This window comes from Dyella choica (assembly GCF_003977665.1).
Lineage (GTDB): Bacteria > Pseudomonadota > Gammaproteobacteria > Xanthomonadales > Rhodanobacteraceae > Dyella_B > Dyella_B choica.
Genome location: NZ_RYYV01000001.1, coordinates 17,651 through 33,976, shown reverse-complemented (window position 1 = coordinate 33,976; position 16,326 = coordinate 17,651). Strand labels below are relative to the sequence as shown.

The following is a 16,326-nucleotide window of genomic DNA, read 5'->3' as shown; positions in this document are numbered from 1 at the left end:
CAGGGGAGGGAGCAACGGCATCAAGCTGCCGTCTTCAACGACGCAATATCGATCACAAAGCGATAGCGCACGTCACTGTTGAGCATCCGCCCGTAAGCCTCGTTGATGTCCTGGATGCCGATCATCTCCACATCCGCGCCGATGCCGTGCTTGGCGCAGAAATCCAGCATCTCCTGCGTTTCGGCGATGCCGCCGATCAGCGAGCCGGCCAGCGAGCGGCGACCGAAGATCAGTCCGCCGGAGTGCACGGGCGGATTGACCGGTTCCACCAGGCCCACCAGCACGTGCACGCCATCCAGCTTCAGCGTGGCCAGGTAGGGGTTGAGGTCGTGCTGGTGCGGCACCGTATCGAGAATGAAATCGAAGTGGCCGGCGACGGCCGCCATCTGGTCCGGATCGGTGGATAGCACCACGTGATCGGCCCCTAATCGGCGCGCTTCGCCTTCCTTGCCGGGCGAGCGTGTGAACAGCGTGACGTCGGCACCCAGCGCCTTGGCGAACTTCAGACCCATGTGGCCGAGGCCGCCCAGGCCGACAACGGCTACCTTGTGGCCCTTGCCGACCTTCCAGTGGCGCAGCGGCGACCAGGTAGTGATGCCGGCGCACAGCAGCGGCGCGGCGGATTTCGGATCCACCCCGTCCGGCACACGCAGCACGAACTTGTCATTCACCACGATGCGTTCGGAGTAGCCGCCATAGGTCATCAAGCCGTCGCGGCGGTCGGTGCTGTTGTAGGTGAAGGTGGGCATTTCCTTGCAGTACTGCTCCAGGCCCTGGGTACAGGCGGCGCAGTGCTGGCAGGAGTCGACCATGCAACCCACGCCCACCAGGTCTCCGGGTTTGAAACGGTCGACCTGGGCACCCACCGAAGCCACCCGGCCGATGATTTCGTGACCGGGCACCATCGGATACAGCGAGCCGCCCCATTCATTGCGCGCCTGGTGGATGTCGGAGTGGCAAACGCCGCAATACAGGATATCGATCACCACGTCGTCCGCGCGCGGATCGCGCCGTTCGAATTGATGGGGTGCCAGCGGGGTGGTAGCGGATTGCGCGGCGTAGCCGCGGATGCTGAGTGCCATGCAGTTCTCCTAAGGGGGAAGCCGAGCGAGGGGATGCATTGAAGGAGCAAAGTATGCGTAGTGCAACAAAAGGCAGGTAGCCGAATCCTGCTAAAAGCTTGCTCGATCCTGCAAAATGTCCCTGCGGGGACTCGTCTTGGTCTGCAGGAACAGGCAATCTTTGCCTGTTCCTGACAGGCCGTATTTCGCATGAACAGCCAGCTCCAGCCCATCCAGATACCTTCCCGCCTCGAGCAGGATTACGAGGAATTGACAGCTATCGTTGAACGATACGCCCAGCTGGAGGGCGTTACGGCCACGGCCTGGCCGGCGCTTTCGTTCTTCCGCGCGGACGCGCCCAACGACCGCAGCTGTGCCTTGTATGAACCCTGCCTGGGCCTGCTTCTGCAGGGCAACAAGCATGTCCTGGTGGGCGAAGAGCGCCTGGAGCAGGAGTACGGTCACTATCTGATCAATTCGATCGATGTACCCGTCACCGCCCAAGTGGTGCGTGCCTCAGTGCAGGAGCCGTGCCTGTGCATCACTTTGCGTCTTGATCCCATACGCATTGGCGAATGGCTGTCCGAGGTGAAGCTGTCCAGGCCGACCAGCGCGACCGCGCGCGGCATCGCGCTGAGTCCGGTCGGCGCGGAAGTGCTCGATCCACTGTTGCGCCTGGCGCGGCTGCTCGATACGCCGCAAGACTTGCCGTTGCTCGCGCCGCTGATCGAGCGCGAGCTGATCTACCGGCTGTTGACCGGCGAGCAGGGCGCGCGCCTGGCGCAGATCGCCACCGCAGGCGGGCAGGGGCAGCAAATCGCCCGGGCCATCCAATGGCTGCGCCAGCATTTCAACAAGCCGCTCAGGATTGCCGAGCTTGCCGGCATGGTCAACATGAGCCCTTCATCGCTGCACCATCATTTCCGTCAGATCACGGCGATGAGTCCGCTGCAGTACCAGAAAGTGTTGCGCCTGCACGAGGCGCGCCGCCTCTTGTTGACTCAAGGCTGCGACGTGGCCACCGCCGCGCACCGCGTGGGTTACGAAAGCCCTTCGCAGTTCAGCCGCGAATACAGCCGGCAGCATGGTGCGCCGCCGTTGCGGGATGTGATGCGCCTGCGGGCGATTGGAAACGTTGCCTGCGAGGAGCTTGACGCTACCGTGTAGATTCCCCGCGATCGGTCATGGCTCTACGGATCACACCTTGCGCACTTTGATTTAGAATCAAGGTCTCTGAGCGGGAGCCAGTATGTATCCACGCAGTCTCCTTCGAAACGTGACGAAGGGCATTTTTCATCGGGCCTTTCCGTCGAATACACCCACGACAGAAAAGCCCGTCTGCAATATCTGCGGTTTTCGACTGATAGCCACGCCTGAGGTTTTGTCGGAACGCGAAATGCGCAGTTGTGCCATTTGCGGGTCAACGCTGCGGTTCCGTGCGATTGTTGCGGCCTTGCAATCCGAACTCGATGATGATGGCCGAGTCCGGGTCCTCGCGCGCATCCCAAAGCGCAAACACGTCAAAGGGATCGGCATGAGCGATACGGGCGTCTACGCCTATTTCTTGCGGCGCAAATTCGATTACCTCAATACTTTCTACCATATCGAGCCCAAGCTGGACATCTGCTCGCCGGCTCGGCATTACCTTGGCCAGTTCGACTTTATCGTCAGCTCCGATGTTCTGGAGCATGTGGACGGACCGACTGGGCGCGCATTGGGCAACCTGCGCGCCTTATTGAAGACCGGAGGCATCCTCGCGCTCACGGTGCCATATGGCTTTCATGAGACTACGATCGAGCATTATCCGGATCTTTACGAATACCGGATCGAGGGCGAGGGCGCCAATCGCATCCTCGTCAACGTTACCGAGGATGGCAGGGAGCAGCGATTCACCCACCTTTGCTTCCATGGCGGCGATGGTTCTACTCTTGAGCTGCGAATCTATGCGTACGGTGATCTGGTCCGGCAGCTTGGCGAGGCGGGTTTCACCGATATTCGATTGCACGATGCCGACTATCCCGAATGGGGGATCATCCATCGGCACAAGTTTGGCCTGCCGATCACCGCGAAGGCAGCGTAAGTTGGGGTTTGCACCCCAACCTACAGTGCGAGAAATCAAGTCTCCCGCATCACCATCAACCTTATCTCGGTCATATCCTCGATCGCATACCGCACACCCTCGCGTCCCGTGCCTGACAGCTTCAAACCGCCATATGGCATGTTGTCCACGCGGAAGCTCGGCACATCGTTGACGATCACGCCGCCCTGTTCGAGCTCGTCCCAGGCACGCATCGCATGGCTGAGCTGGTTGGTGAAGATGCCGGCTTGCAGGCCGTAATCGGAGTCATTGACCATGGCGAACGCCTCGTCGATGTGCTCGAAAGGCACGAGCAGCACGAACGGCCCGAATACTTCCATGCGATTGACCTTGGCGTCCGTGGGCACGTTTTCCATCACCGTGGCCTCAAGCATGTTGCCCTTGCGTTTGCCGCCGCACAGCAGCTTGCCGCCGGCCTGCTGCGCTTCGTTGATCCAACTTTCCAGGCGCGTGGCGGCAGCTTCGTCGATCATCGGGCCGAGGAACACGCTGGGGTCCTTCGGATCGCCGGCCCTGAGCTGCCTGACGGCTTCGACCAGGCGCCGCTTCAGTTCCTCGTAGAGCGATGCATGCGCATAGATGCGCTGCACGCTGATGCAACTTTGGCCGGATTGGTAGAACGCGCCGAAGACCAGCCGCTCGATCAGCCGGTCCAGGTTCGCACCCTGATCGGCATCCACGATGCAGGCCGCATTGCCGCCCAGCTCCAGGGTGACCTTCTTATGGCCCGCACGCGCCTTGAGGTCCCAGCCGATCTGTCCGCCGGTGAAGGAGAGCAGCTTCAGGCGAGCGTCTTCCACCAGCGGCGTAGCGTGCCTGCCGTCCAGCGGCAGCACGGAAAACGCGCCCTTGGGCAGGTCGGTCTCCGCCAGCACCTGGCCGATGATCAAAGCGCCGACCGGCGTTTTTTCCGAAGGCTTCAGCACGAACGGACAGCCTGCGGCGATCGCCGGAGCCACCTTGTGCGCGACCAGATTCAGCGGAAAATTGAACGGCGTGATGAATGATACCGGCCCTAGCGGCACGCGCCGCGTAAAACCGTGGTAACCGTCCAGGCGTCCGGCCAGTTCGAGGTTCAAGGTCTCGCCGTTCACGCGCACCGCTTCCTCGGCGGCGATACGGAAGGTTTCGATCAGGCGCGTCACTTCGCCAGCGGCATCCTTGATCGGCTTGCCGGCCTCGATGCACAACGCCATCGCAAGCTCTTCATGGCGCTCCTGGAAGCGCTGCGCGCAGTGCTGCAAAACCGCTTGCCGCGCCCACGGCTTGAACTTCTTCATCGGACCGGCGGCTTGCACGGCAGCGCGAATGGCGGCCTCGGTGGCTTGCTCATCCGGCACGGCAACGCGCGTGGCGATTTCACCGCTGTACTTGTCGTACACCTCCATCATGATGGGTGAGGTGCGCGCTTCGTTGGCCAGGTAATACGGATAGCTTTTGTCGAGCATGTTCACTCCTTCACCGCGGCACTCAGATTACGGATTTCTTCGTTGAGCACGCGATGGTTGTCGGAATAGTCGATGGCAAGATCGATCAGGTGTACCCCACCCTGCTCGAAGGCGCGTTGCAGGGTGGGGAGGAATTCATCTGCGCTGCCCGGACGATGCCCGCGCGCGCCATGCGCTTCGGCGAAACGCACGAAGTCAGGGTTGCCCAATTGCATCCCGTAGTCCGCATAGCCCATATCGGCCTGCTTCCAGCGGATCATTCCGTAGGCGTCGTCGCGCAACAGCAGGATCACCAGGTCGAGCTTGAGGCGCACCGCCGTCTCCAGCTCCTGCGCGTTCATCATGAAGCCGCCATCGCCGCAGATCGCCAGTACCTTGCGTTCCGGATACACCATCTTAGCGGCCATCGCCGAAGGCAGGCCTGCACCCATGGTGGCAAGCGCGTTGTCGAGCAGCACCGTATTGGGTTGGCGCGCCTTGTAGTAGCGTGCATACCACAGCTTGTACATGCCGTTGTCCAGGCAAAGGATGCCGTCGTCGGGCATGAAGCGGCGCGTGTCTGCGACTATGCGTACCGGATGCATGGGGAAACGGGCTTCATCCGCATACTGGCGAAGCTGCGTCTGGAATGCTTCACGCACCTTGTTGAAATAGCGGAAGTTCCAATGACCCTGTGGGCTCAGCGCGTCGGCCAGCCGTTCCACCGTATGCGCGATATCACCCACCACTTCAATCTGCGGGAAATAAACCGTGTCCACTTCGGCCGAGGAGAAGTTGATGTGGATCACCGTGCGCCGTCCGCGCTGCATGAAGAACGGCGGCTTTTCCACCACGTCGTGGCCGACATTGATGATCACGTCCGCTGCATCGATCGCGCGGTGCACGAAATCGCCATCGGAAAGCGCGGCATTGCCCAGCCACAAGGGGTGCTCTTCATCGACCACGCCCTTGCCCATTTGCGTGGTGAAGAAGGGTATGCCCAGCTTGTCGATGAATGCGCGCAAGGCGACCGCGGTGCGCTGGCGATTGGCGCCAGCACCGATCATCAGGATCGGGTGTTTCGCGCTGCTGATCGCTTCGGCGGCTTGCACCACGGCAGCATCGTCAGGCGAGGGCCTGCGTGCGTACTCGGTGGGAAGCAGAACGTAGTCTTCGACTTCATCGCGGGCGATGTCCTCGGGCAGCTCCAGATGCACCGCGCCGGGGCGTTCTTCCTCCGCGCGACGAAACGCTTCGCGGATACGCGCGGGTATCGTCGCCGCCGACACCAGCTGGCGCGTGTACTTGGTGAGCGGCTGCATCATGTCCACCACGTCGACCAGTTGGAACAGGCCCTGCTTGTGCGTGCGGATCGGTTTTTGGCCGGTGATCATCAGCATCGGCATGGCCCCCAGCTGGGCATAGGCGGCGGCGGTCACCAGATTGGTGGCCCCCGGGCCCAGGGTGGACAGCGCCACGCCTGCCTCGCCGGTGAGCCGGCCCCAGGTCGCCGCCATGAAGCCGGCCGCCTGCTCGTGACGGGTCACGATCAGGCGGATGGATGACTCCCGCATGGCTTCGACGAAGTCCAGGTTTTCCTCGCCAGGCACGCCGAAGATGCAGCTCACGCCTTCGGCTTCCAGCGCTTTTACGAACAGTGACGCAGCTTTCATGCATCGTCCTCTCGAAAGATACCGCCGCTATATGTACTCCAAAGTTCGATTCAAGCGGGAATACGTTTGATTCGTGTGAAGAATGAATGCGCTTGCGCGAATGCACTCGGTCTAGTTGCACAATGCTCCCTCCCCTACGTGGAGTAGGGGAGGGAACGATCTATCGTGCAGCTGAGATTCGACGCCAATCAGGTGGATGCGAGGGCATTGCCGCGCGGGATTTGTTATTCCTTGCTGACTCGCAGCGCCAGTTCCCCATCCACCAGTTTTGCCCGCAACGGCGTATCCACAGCTACGTTCTGCGCTGACCGCAACACCTTGCCTTGTGCATCGAACAAGATCGCATAGCCGCGCTCCAGCGTGGCCAGCGGGCTCACAGCGTGCATCGCGCGAGCGGTCTGCTGCAGATTCAATTGTTCGCGTTGCAGCTTGTGCTGGATCAGGTGCCGCAATTGCAGCGCATGCTGTTCGAGCTGCTGGCGCAGGATCGCGACGCGTTGGCGTGGGTGCAGGGCAAGCAGCCGTGCGTATACGCGCTCAAGGCGTACCGATTTGCGCGTCAGCTGTGCCGATTGGCAGGCGAGCAGGCGGCGATGCAACTGCAGCAATCGTTGGCGATCGCGCTCCAGCCGCGCCTGTGGGCGTTGTGCCTGCAAACGCGCCAACAGATGATCGATGCGCTGCAGGCGTGTTTGCAGGCGCCGCTCATGCACCGCGGTGATGCGCTGGCGCAACTGCTCCAGGTGTCGGCGTTGCGCAAGAATGTCCGGCACCAGCAGTTCGGCTGCCGCCGAAGGCGTGGGGGCGCGCAGATCGGCAACGAAGTCGGCTATGCTGAAGTCGATCTCATGCCCGACTGCGCTTACCACCGGCACGGCGCTGGCGTGAACGGCGCGCGCCACCTGCTCATCGTTGAAAGCCCACAGGTCTTCCAGTGAACCGCCGCCGCGCGTGAGCAACAACACGTCGTAACGGCCGCACGCCGAAGCCTTGCGCAGCATAGACACGATCGCTGGCGGCGCCTCGCGGCCCTGCACCGGCACCGGTAGCACGTCGATCTCCACCAGCGGCCAGCGGCGAGCCATCACGCTCAGCACGTCGCGAATCGCAGCGCCGGTGGCCGAGGTGATCACCCCGATGCGGCGTGCGTAGCGGGGCAGGGGGCGCTTGCGTTCTTGGGCGAACAGGCCTTCGGCGTCCAGTTGCGCTTTCAGTCGTTCGAACTCGCGTTGCAGCGCGCCTTCTCCGGCCGGCTCCATGTGTTCGACCACCAGCTGGAATTCACCGCGCGGCTCGTACAGGCCAACGCGCGCGCGCAACAGTACATGCAGGCCATCCGCGGGCCGGAAGCGCAAACCCATGCTCTTGGTTTTGAACATGGCGCAACGGACCTGCGCCAGGCTGTCCTTCAAGGTGAAGTACACATGCCCGGAAGTCGGACGCGCCACGTTGGAAAGCTCGCCCTCGATCCACACCAACGGCAAGGCGTCTTCCAGCAGTCCTCGCACCAGCCGGTTGAGCGTGCTGGGCGTGAGAACGTGCCGTGGCGGTTTACCGCCGGCACCCTCGTTGAAATCGTCGGGCGCATGCATGGAGGCGGGAGACTAGCACGAATGGCTTGGGGAACATCGCATTGGCGCATGATGCGCATGCTAAGTATCATTCATATTCGTCAAGTGGCTGAAGTGTCGCCTAAATTGCGTCCGGTCGGGATCATCGACGCGGCAGTCTGATCGTGGTGAGGAGGACGAGCGTGTGCAATGCGCACAGCAGCAGGAACGCCCACGCGTAAGCGGAGGCAGCAGTCTGGCCGATGGGTTGCGATGCCAGCATCCAGGCGAGAAAGAGCGCGCACAACGTGGTGAACGTAGGGCCGCCCAGACGCTGCACGATGTTGAGCGAAGTGGTCGCCATCGGCAGATGGCGCCGATCGACCGAGGCATACGCGGCGGAAATGGTGGGTGCGCCGATCGCACTCTGACCGGCCCCGCGAAGGAACAGTGCGGGCAGCAGCACGTGCGGATTCAATCCATGGCGTGCCAGATACGCCAACGGCAACGTTCCAAGTAGCGCCAGCATGGCACCACCGGCCGCCACCGAGCGCACGCCGAATCGGTCCGTCAGCGCGCCCATCGAGGGATAGCTGACCAGCATGCCCAGGCCGAGCGGCGCGAGCATCCAGCCCATCTCGGCGGGCGGACGGCCACAGGCCTGGACCAGAAACACCGGAATTAGCATCTGGCCGGCGAACACCGCGCCGTTGGACAGGAACTGAGTGATGGCTGCGGCGCCAAAGACTTTGCCGCGAAACAGCTCCAGATCGATCAGCGCGCGATCGCCCTTGCGCAGTGCTACGCGCGCGAATCCGAGCAACAATATGCCGCTGCTGACCAGCGCGATCCATCCCTGGTATTGGCCTGCGCGCTCGGAGCCGAGCAGAAACAGCACCAATGCCGGCGATAGCAGGCACAGGCCCAGCCAGTCCAGTTCGCGTCGTTTCGCTGCCTGCCTGTCGTTGGGCAGGTACAGTGCGGCGAGTGTGAGCGCCAGGGCGCCAATCGGCAGATTGACCAGGAACAGCCAGCGCCAGGACGCCTGCTGCAGGATGGCGCCGGCGATCACCGGTCCGAGGATGGGGGCCAACAATACCGGCACCGCAGCATAGCCAACCACGCGCGCCATGTGTCGTCCCGCAGCCTGCGCGATCATCATCTGCGCCATCGGTGCGAGCAAACCTCCGCTCACGCCCTGCAGTACGCGAAACGCGATCAGCGACTGCGCCGACCAGGCCAGTCCGCACAACGCCGACGACAGCGTGAAGCTCACAAAGCACCACAAATAAAGTGCCTTGGCGCCAACGCGATCCACCAGCCAGCCGTTCAACGGCAACACCAGAGTTAGGGCGAGCAGATAGCCGCTGGTCACCCATTGGATCGTTGCCAGGCTGGCGTGCAATTCCTTCGCCAGGCTGGCCAACGAGACGTTGACGATGGTTGCATCGAGTTGCGCGAGCAGGGCGCCCAGCAAGGCTACCGTGCTGATCTTCCAGATCGATGGATCGAGCCGATCAGCGGCTGGTAGCCCGGCAGGGTCGCGCGCGCTCACATCCCCATCAGACATGTCGCTGGTCGAGCAGGGCGATGATCTCCTTCGTGCTGCCCGATTCGCCAAGGCGCGGAAATATGCGCGCCACGCTGTTGCTGTGGGCTTCCTCGCTGCGGTCGGTCATTGCGTCGATGGCGAACGTCACGTGGAAGCCGAGTTCGTGCGCGCAACGTGCCGTGGATTCCACGCCGATGCTGGTGGCGACGCCGGCCAGCACGATTTGCGTGACGCCGGCGGTCTTCAAATAGGCTTCCAGGCCAGTGCCCGTGAAGGCGCCCCAGGTGCGTTTGGTTACCCGGTGGTCCTGCGCCTGCGGGTTCAATTCCGGCAGCAGTTCGGTCCAGTCTGCGGATGACGGCAAGCTGGGAGGTGCTTGTTCGGTGCGGCCTGGTGCACCACCGGCCACATTGACGAGAACGACCGGCAGCGCATGGCGGCGAAATGCACCGGCCAATTCGCTGGCATGCTTCACCACATTCGCCATCGAGTGGACCACCGGCAGGGCGGCGATGCCTTTTTGCAGGTCGATGACGACCAATGCCGTCTGTGGGTCGAGTAGGGTTGCGCTCATGAGGGGAGTTCCTATCGGCGGGGATAGAGGTGCGGACGGACTGCGATTAGCCTTCGCCCAGTCGTTTGATCAGTGGAATCGCAGCGGCCAGGATGCGGATTTCATCCGGGTCCAGTTTCGCAAGCGCGGCAATCAGCCATGCCCGCTTGTCAATCTGGCGCTGTTTTCTTACCTCGGCACCTACCGCCGTCAGCTCGAACAGAATCTGCCGTCCATCGGTGGGGTGAGGTTTTCGCTCGACCAGGCCTTCTTCTTCCAGGCTGGCCAGGATGGCCTTCATCGACTGGGGTTTCATCGCTTCGGCGCGGGCCAGTTCCGCGGTCGCCATCGGCCCGTTTTGCTCGAGCCTGGCCATGGCGCCCATCTGGGAAAAGTTGAGTTCGTTCGGGTTGGCTTCCGAGCGAAGCCGACGCAGTAGCTGCCCGACGGCCAGGGTCAGATCGGCGACGACGGTTTCGACCGGTGCGGGGGAATGACGTGAGCTTGACATGGGCGCAGCATAGAGAAAGAAAGTTTAACTTGCAAGTTAAACTGCCAATATCGGATCGCGCAGGTGCACTAGGGCCGCGTATCGTCGCTATCGCACGATTCGCGCAAGCGCTTCACTCTTTGCGAGCACCGTAAGTAGCGGTGCGGCTCTGAGCAATGCACGGGCTTGGGCATTGCGCAGGACATCGCGATCGGCCAGTTGCGCGATGATGCTGGCATCTTCGATCACCACGTCGATCTCGCGGTGGTTCAACCGGCTCGCATAGTTGAGATGAGGGGAATCCACACGTGCTCATCGGTCATTCGCCACCGCAGTCTTGGCGCGCAGCATCGGGCCGCTCCGTTCGGACACGCGATGCGGGCTTGCAGCAAAGGCGGGTATTCGCGGCGTTGGGGTTTGCACCTGGACCTACTACCCTCGGTAAGCATTCCCTGCCACCATCTTCCCATGTTGCCAGAGCAGCGCCTTACGGATACCGATGCTTGCGCGCGGCTGATCGTCGAGCGGCTTGGAGCCGACCTGCGCGTGGCGGCGCCATTGGGTCTGGGCAAGCCGCACGGATTGCTCAATGCCTTGTATCGCCTGATGCTGGCCGACACCTGGCGATCGATGACCTTGTACACCGCCTTGTCGCTTACGCGTCCGCAGGCCAAGCCCGGGCTCGAAGCACGTTTCCTTGATCCGTTCGTGGAGCGCCATTTCGGCGTCGACTCCATTGACCCGCAGTACGCCATCGACCAGGTGCAAGGCAAGCTGCCGCCGAACGTGGCAGTGCACGAGTTCTACATGCAATCGGGCGCGTTATTGCAATCGACCAGTGCGCAGCGCAATTACATCAGCCAGAACTACACCCACGTGGCGCGCGATCTGGTCGTGCAGGACATCAACCTGCTCGTGCAGCTCGTGTCGCGCCGCGAAACGCCAGCTGGCGTGCATTACAGCCTGTCGTGCAATCCCGATCTCACCCTGGATTTTCTCGATCGCGTCAAGGCGGCCGGCAGATCGCGGCCGTTGTGCGTGGCGGTGGTGCATCCAGCATTGCCGTACATCGGCGGCGATGCCGAAGTGCCGCAGGACTACTTCGACATCGAGCTCGCACCCGCTTCATCGCCGCCCTTGTTCGCCGTACCCCGGTTGCCGGTGGAAACGGCCGAATACGCGCTGGGCCTACATGCCAGCGCGCTGGTCAAGGATGGCGGCTGCCTGCAGATCGGCATCGGCGCTCTGTCCGACGCCTTGGTCAAAGCCCTGCTGTTGCGGCACCAGAACAATGTGTCCTGGCGAAAGGCGTTGGTCGCACTGGACTCACGTGGCGCCACCCATCGCCTGGCCGAGCACGTGGGCGGCCTGAGCGGCTTCAAGAGCGGCTTGTACGGCTGCAGCGAAATGGTGATGGATGGATTCATGCACCTGGCCAAGGCTGGCGTCCTCAAGCGTCGCAGCTGGGACAATCTTGCGCTGGAACGCGCCGCCGCCGCGGGACGCCTGCCGGTTGACGTGCCCGGCGGACATTTTTTGCGCGGCGCATTTTTCCTGGGCTCGCGCGATCTCTACCAATGGCTGGAAACGACGGCATGCAGCGATGCCGATGCGATCGACATGTGTCCGGTCTCCAACGTCAACCAGCTTTACGGTGACCACCAGGCGCTGGCTACGTTGCAGCGGCGCGGCGCGCGCTTCTTCAATACCTGCATGATGTCGACCCTGCTGGGAGCCGCCGCTTCCGAAACGCTGGAAGACGGCCATGTGGTGAGCGGTGTGGGCGGCCAGTACAACTTCGTTGCCATGGCGCATGAGTTGCCAGATGGCCGATCCATCCTGCTCCAGCGCGCAACCCGCCAAGGGCGCAACGGAGTGGAGACCAACATCCGCTGGCATTACGGACAGCTCACCATTCCGCGGCACCTGCGCGACATCGTGGTGACCGAGTACGGAGTGGCGGACTTGCGCGGCAAGAGCGACAGCGAATGCATCGAAGCCATGCTGGCGATCAGCGACGCGCGCTTTGTCGATGCCTTGGCGGCGCAAGCCAAATCGCACGGCAAGCTGGCCGCGGACTTCAAGATTCCCGACGCCTGGCGCAAGCATCTTCCGCAGATGCTGGACAAGGCGTTGGCCGAACCCTGCGCCAAAGGCCTGTTGCCAAGGTTCCCGTTCGGCAGCGATTTCACTGAAGTGGAGCAGCGTCTGCTTCCCGCATTGGCATGGCTCAAGTCCTCGAGCGTTACATGGAAGGGCCGGTGGCAATTGCTCAAGGCGGTTTTGCGGCCTGGCGAAGCCGCCGCAGAAGAAAGCATGGCGCTGGAACGGATGGGATTGACGGCCCCCAAGAGATGGGCTGACTGGCTGCAACGTCGCATGCTGCAGGCGGCATTGCGGCGTTAGTTGTTTGGCGCATTCGTGTCGGGCTGCGCTGGATACACGCTGGATTGCGATCGATGTCACCCGATGGTAACGGAAGGTGAATTGCGCAAAGCCGCACAGCGTGTTTCACTCGACGGGTGGCAGAATGCGTCTTCCAGAACACCGCCACAGGGGAGCAAGAGCGTGGCCTTGGCCTATTTTCATGACCGTGATGGCAACAATGCGTTGACTACGGATGGCATTCTTTACGCATCGCTGCAACTGCCAAACGCTCGCTGGCCGTGATAAAAGTCAGCCCCCAATTGCGCACGGCCGGCATCTATATGTTGGTTTCGGCGGCGTGGATCTGGTTCTCCGGACACCTGCTGGGCTATCTGGTGCACGATGCGCATCGCATCATCGTCTACCAGATCATCAAGGGATGGGTATTCGTCCTGGGCACGGGACTGCTGCTGTACTGGATGATCGGCCGCACGGTGCGACGGCTGGGCGAGGCCAATCAGCGGCTGCTCGACAGCCACGAGCAAGCTTTGCGGGTGTTGGTGGAAGCGATGGACGTAAGGCACAAGGAAACCAGCGATCATTCCGAACGTGTGGTACGCATGGCGTTGGGCCTGGCGCGACGGGTGGGGCTGGAAGGTGATGCCCTGCGTGACGTGAAGTTTGGCGCGCTGCTGCACGACATCGGCAAGCTGGCCCTGCCGGATGCCATCCTGATCAAGCCCGGCAAGCTGGACGAGGATGAAACCAGGCTGATGCGCACGCACCCGCGCATGGGTCACGACATGCTGCAGCGGATCGACTTCCTGCGCGGCGCCAGCACCATTCCGTACAGCCATCACGAACGCTGGGACGGCACTGGCTATCCGCAAGGATTGAAAGGCGGCGAGATTCCCCTGGCCGCGCGCATCTTCAGCGTGGTGGATGTGTGGGACGCGTTGAGTCATCCGCGTGTGTACAAGCCTGCCTGGCCGGAGCCGGAAGTTCTGAAGTACCTGCGCGATGCGGCAGGCAACCATCTGGATCCGGGGCTGGTGCAGCTGTTTCTCGATCACTACGCCGAGCTTAAGGCGCTGGCTTTGAACGCCTGATTCTCGACGTAGGCTGGGATGACAATCCCAGCATCGCCATGCACACATACAGAGGGATGCTGGGGTTGGCACCTACGATGCAACTCAGGGCCGGGGCCGCAACAGCAAATAGAACGCAGCAACGTGCGTAATCATCAACGCCGGCACGTAGATGATCGGGATTGCGTAGGTGCTGCCCAGCGCTCCCGCGTGCGCAGGGAGGTCGATCTGGGTCGCGTGATAGTAATCGACGATGAGGTCGATCGTTCCCACCCCATGGAAGGCCACCACGAACAGCCAAAACAATGGGCGTACGCGCGCCGTGAGCAGCGCCAGCATCGCCAGCAATCCTGTCGCCAGGTCACCGTAGGCTGCGAACGTGGCAAAGCTGGCAGGCAGATCGGGGCTGACGATTCCCGGCAGGATGAAGACCAGGCCAAAAAAGCGGAAGCTGTGCAAGGTGGCGATGGCTCGCTGCGCTTCGAACAGTGGCATCGACTTGAGCCGGGGCCAGGCGTAGACGCCGAAGCAAAGCAGCCATGCGGCGTAGCCCAGCAAGAGATGCGATTGAAAGATAAATTCCGGCGACATGTTGTCTCCCGTCAGGCGTTGCCCGGCAAAGCCTCGAATACGGCGGTCAGAATGGCCAGCCGGTCTTCCAGCAGATTTCGTCCCAAGTTGTCCGAAAGCTGCGCAAACTCCGGTCCCATCACCACGCCCAGATGGGGCGAAGGCGGCGGCCCGGAGGCACGCAGTTGAGCGACCCAGGCCTTGGCCGCCGCGGTATCGTCTTGCGATGCCAGTGTGCGGAAACCTGCTTGTTCGATCGCCTCCCGGGTTGCGTCTGCCGTAAGCAGAAAACTCGTTGCCGGCGTTCGCGCCCAGGGAACGGGGTAGTGCGGTTCGCTGCCGTTGGCGACGACGTCGAATGTCGCAAACCTGCCGCCTGGCTTCAGCACGCGTCGGATCTCCCCGTAGAGCCGTGCGCGATCGGCGATGTTCATCGCCACATGCTGCAGCATTGCGGTGTCGAAGCGACTGTCGTCGTAGGGAAGGTCCAGCGCGCTGCCGGTGTGGAACGACACTCGTTCGCTCTGCCCCGTGCGCAGGGTCAGGTAGCGTGCGGCATCCACAAACGGTTCGCTCAGATCGATCCCCACGACCTGGCAGCCGTATGTGGCCGCCAGAAAGCGCGCCGGTCCGCCGACTCCCGAACCTATGTCCAGCACCGATGTGCCGGCGGTAATGCCGGCCAACTCGGCCAGCTCGGCCGTGGCGGCAAGCCCACGGGTATGAAACTGGTCCAGCGTGCCTAGCTGCTGCGGCGTGAGTGGCCGATCCTCCGGCCCGAAAGCCGCAAGCGCGCTCTTCAGCCGCTCGGTCAGGCCGGTTGCGCGATAGTGATTGCGTACGCCATCAAGGGCATCGGTCATGGCAAGCCTCCTCAAATTGAATGGGCAGGCTAGGTGTACCATCGCTGCTCGCGAGCGACTATTCACCACAATGTGGACGGGCTATGAAGCAGAACTTCACAGTCAGACAGGGCGCGCTCGATGGCGTGGAGGCGTTCCTGAGCGTTGCCCAACACCGTAGCTTTCGACGTGCGGCCGCCGAACTTGGGGTGACCCCGTCGGCCATCAGTCAGGCGGTGCGTGTACTTGAAGCGCGCGTAGGTGCAGCACTCTTCATACGAACCACACGCAGTGTCGGGCTGACCGAAGCCGGTGAACGGTTTCTTGCGCGCGCCAAGCCGGCCTTCGAGGAGCTGGTCGCCGCCGGCGAGGTGGCGCGTGGACTCGGCCAGCGGCCCGCCGGCTTGTTGCGTCTTGCCGTACCGCGTGCGGTGGTGCCGATCCTGCTGGAGCCACTGATCGCATCCTTCAGCCAGGCCTATCCCGAGGTCGAGGTGGAGATCGCCGCCAGCGAGGAGCTGATCGATATTGCGGCGGAAGGATTCGACGCCGGCATCCGCATGGGCCAGTTCATCGCCGCCGACATGGTCGCGTTGCCGTTGACGCCACCGTTTCGTCTCATCATCGTTGGCAGCCCTGCCTATTTCGCTGGGCGCAAGCGTCCGAAACGCACGGATGATCTGCGCCAGCATGCCTGTCTGCGATGGCGGCGCTCCAACGGCGCACTGGCCCTATGGTCCTTCAACGACAACGGCAAGGCGATCGAGATTGCCGTATCCGGCCCGTTCATCGCCAACGACTTTCCCACCATGCTGGGCGCGGCCGTCGAAGGCATTGGCCTTGCCCAGGTGCCCGAGCCGATGGCCGCCGAAGGCTTGAGAGCGGGAAAATTGGTGCAAGTGTTGAAGCCGTACGCGCCAGTGACGCCGGGAGTGTTTCTCTACTATCCAAGCCGTCGGCAGATCATGCCGAAGTTGCGCGCGTTCATCGACCACGTGAAGAGCCGCCCGGCAGGCCGCAAAGCCTAGGCTTATGTTGCGAAACCCAGCAGCGCC

Annotated in this window: 15 protein-coding genes; 5 read left to right on the top strand and 10 right to left on the bottom strand. The window is 62.5% G+C overall.

The window, feature by feature from the left end; all coding sequences use genetic code 11:
• Positions 1-20: 20 nt before the first annotated feature.
• The gene (locus EKH80_RS00160) at positions 21-1,082 is read right to left on the bottom strand and encodes an NAD(P)-dependent alcohol dehydrogenase (protein ID WP_126682715.1); all 1,062 of its coding nucleotides are present in this window, start codon (positions 1,080-1,082) and stop codon (positions 21-23) included.
• A gap of 189 nt (positions 1,083-1,271) precedes the next feature.
• On the opposite strand from EKH80_RS00160, the gene EKH80_RS00155 reads away from it, so the two are divergent.
• Together EKH80_RS00155 and EKH80_RS00150 are read left to right on the top strand one after the other, a co-directional pair.
• The gene (locus tag EKH80_RS00155) at positions 1,272-2,228 is read left to right on the top strand and encodes an AraC family transcriptional regulator (protein ID WP_126682714.1); all 957 of its coding nucleotides are present in this window, start codon (positions 1,272-1,274) and stop codon (positions 2,226-2,228) included.
• Positions 2,229-2,310: 82 nt separating this feature from the next.
• Positions 2,311-3,141, top strand: coding sequence for a methyltransferase domain-containing protein (locus EKH80_RS00150; RefSeq protein ID WP_126682713.1), 831 nt, complete (start codon positions 2,311-2,313; stop codon positions 3,139-3,141).
• Positions 3,142-3,176: 35 nt separating this feature from the next.
• On the opposite strand, the gene EKH80_RS00145 is transcribed toward EKH80_RS00150, so the two are convergent.
• The 7 genes from EKH80_RS00145 to EKH80_RS00115 form a co-directional block, all read right to left on the bottom strand.
• Positions 3,177-4,607 (bottom strand): aldehyde dehydrogenase family protein, encoded by a 1,431-nt coding sequence (locus EKH80_RS00145; protein WP_126682712.1) that lies wholly within the window; start codon positions 4,605-4,607, stop codon positions 3,177-3,179.
• Between the two features lie 2 nt (positions 4,608-4,609).
• Positions 4,610-6,259: an acetolactate synthase large subunit gene (locus tag EKH80_RS00140; RefSeq protein WP_126682711.1), complete on the bottom strand. Its 1,650-nt coding sequence runs from the start codon at positions 6,257-6,259 to the stop codon at positions 4,610-4,612.
• Positions 6,260-6,483: 224 nt separating this feature from the next.
• The gene (gene xseA, locus EKH80_RS00135) at positions 6,484-7,851 is read right to left on the bottom strand and encodes an exodeoxyribonuclease VII large subunit (protein WP_126682710.1); all 1,368 of its coding nucleotides are present in this window, start codon (positions 7,849-7,851) and stop codon (positions 6,484-6,486) included.
• Between the two features lie 121 nt (positions 7,852-7,972).
• Positions 7,973-9,379: a DHA2 family efflux MFS transporter permease subunit gene (locus tag EKH80_RS00130; RefSeq protein ID WP_126682709.1), complete on the bottom strand. Its 1,407-nt coding sequence runs from the start codon at positions 9,377-9,379 to the stop codon at positions 7,973-7,975.
• Complete coding sequence (locus EKH80_RS00125) at positions 9,372-9,935, bottom strand: isochorismatase family protein (protein WP_126682708.1); 564 nt, start codon at positions 9,933-9,935, stop codon at positions 9,372-9,374. The genes EKH80_RS00130 and EKH80_RS00125 overlap by 8 nt, the downstream gene beginning before the upstream one ends.
• Positions 9,936-9,981: 46 nt before the next feature.
• Complete coding sequence (locus EKH80_RS00120; RefSeq protein WP_126682707.1) at positions 9,982-10,425, bottom strand: MarR family winged helix-turn-helix transcriptional regulator; 444 nt, start codon at positions 10,423-10,425, stop codon at positions 9,982-9,984.
• An 87-nt stretch (positions 10,426-10,512) separates the two neighbouring features.
• On the bottom strand, positions 10,513-10,710 hold the full coding sequence (locus EKH80_RS00115; RefSeq protein WP_126682706.1) for a hypothetical protein: 198 nt from the start codon (positions 10,708-10,710) through the stop codon (positions 10,513-10,515).
• A 162-nt stretch (positions 10,711-10,872) separates the two neighbouring features.
• On the opposite strand from EKH80_RS00115, the gene EKH80_RS00110 reads away from it, so the two are divergent.
• Together EKH80_RS00110 and EKH80_RS00105 are read left to right on the top strand one after the other, a co-directional pair.
• Positions 10,873-12,810 (top strand): acetyl-CoA hydrolase/transferase C-terminal domain-containing protein, encoded by a 1,938-nt coding sequence (locus EKH80_RS00110; RefSeq protein ID WP_126682705.1) that lies wholly within the window; start codon positions 10,873-10,875, stop codon positions 12,808-12,810.
• Between the two features lie 260 nt (positions 12,811-13,070).
• Positions 13,071-13,880 (top strand): HD-GYP domain-containing protein, encoded by an 810-nt coding sequence (locus EKH80_RS00105; RefSeq protein ID WP_230473340.1) that lies wholly within the window; start codon positions 13,071-13,073, stop codon positions 13,878-13,880.
• Between the two features lie 84 nt (positions 13,881-13,964).
• Here EKH80_RS00105 and EKH80_RS00100 read toward each other — a convergent pair whose 3' ends face one another.
• Positions 13,965-14,450: a hypothetical protein gene (locus EKH80_RS00100; RefSeq protein ID WP_126682704.1), complete on the bottom strand. Its 486-nt coding sequence runs from the start codon at positions 14,448-14,450 to the stop codon at positions 13,965-13,967.
• Between the two features lie 11 nt (positions 14,451-14,461).
• Complete coding sequence (locus tag EKH80_RS00095) at positions 14,462-15,292, bottom strand: class I SAM-dependent methyltransferase (RefSeq protein ID WP_126682703.1); 831 nt, start codon at positions 15,290-15,292, stop codon at positions 14,462-14,464.
• Positions 15,293-15,375: 83 nt separating this feature from the next.
• On the opposite strand from EKH80_RS00095, the gene EKH80_RS00090 reads away from it, so the two are divergent.
• A complete protein-coding gene (locus tag EKH80_RS00090; RefSeq protein ID WP_126682702.1) occupies positions 15,376-16,299 on the top strand; it encodes a LysR family transcriptional regulator in 924 nt (307 codons plus the stop codon).
• Positions 16,300-16,326: the final 27 nt, after the last annotated feature.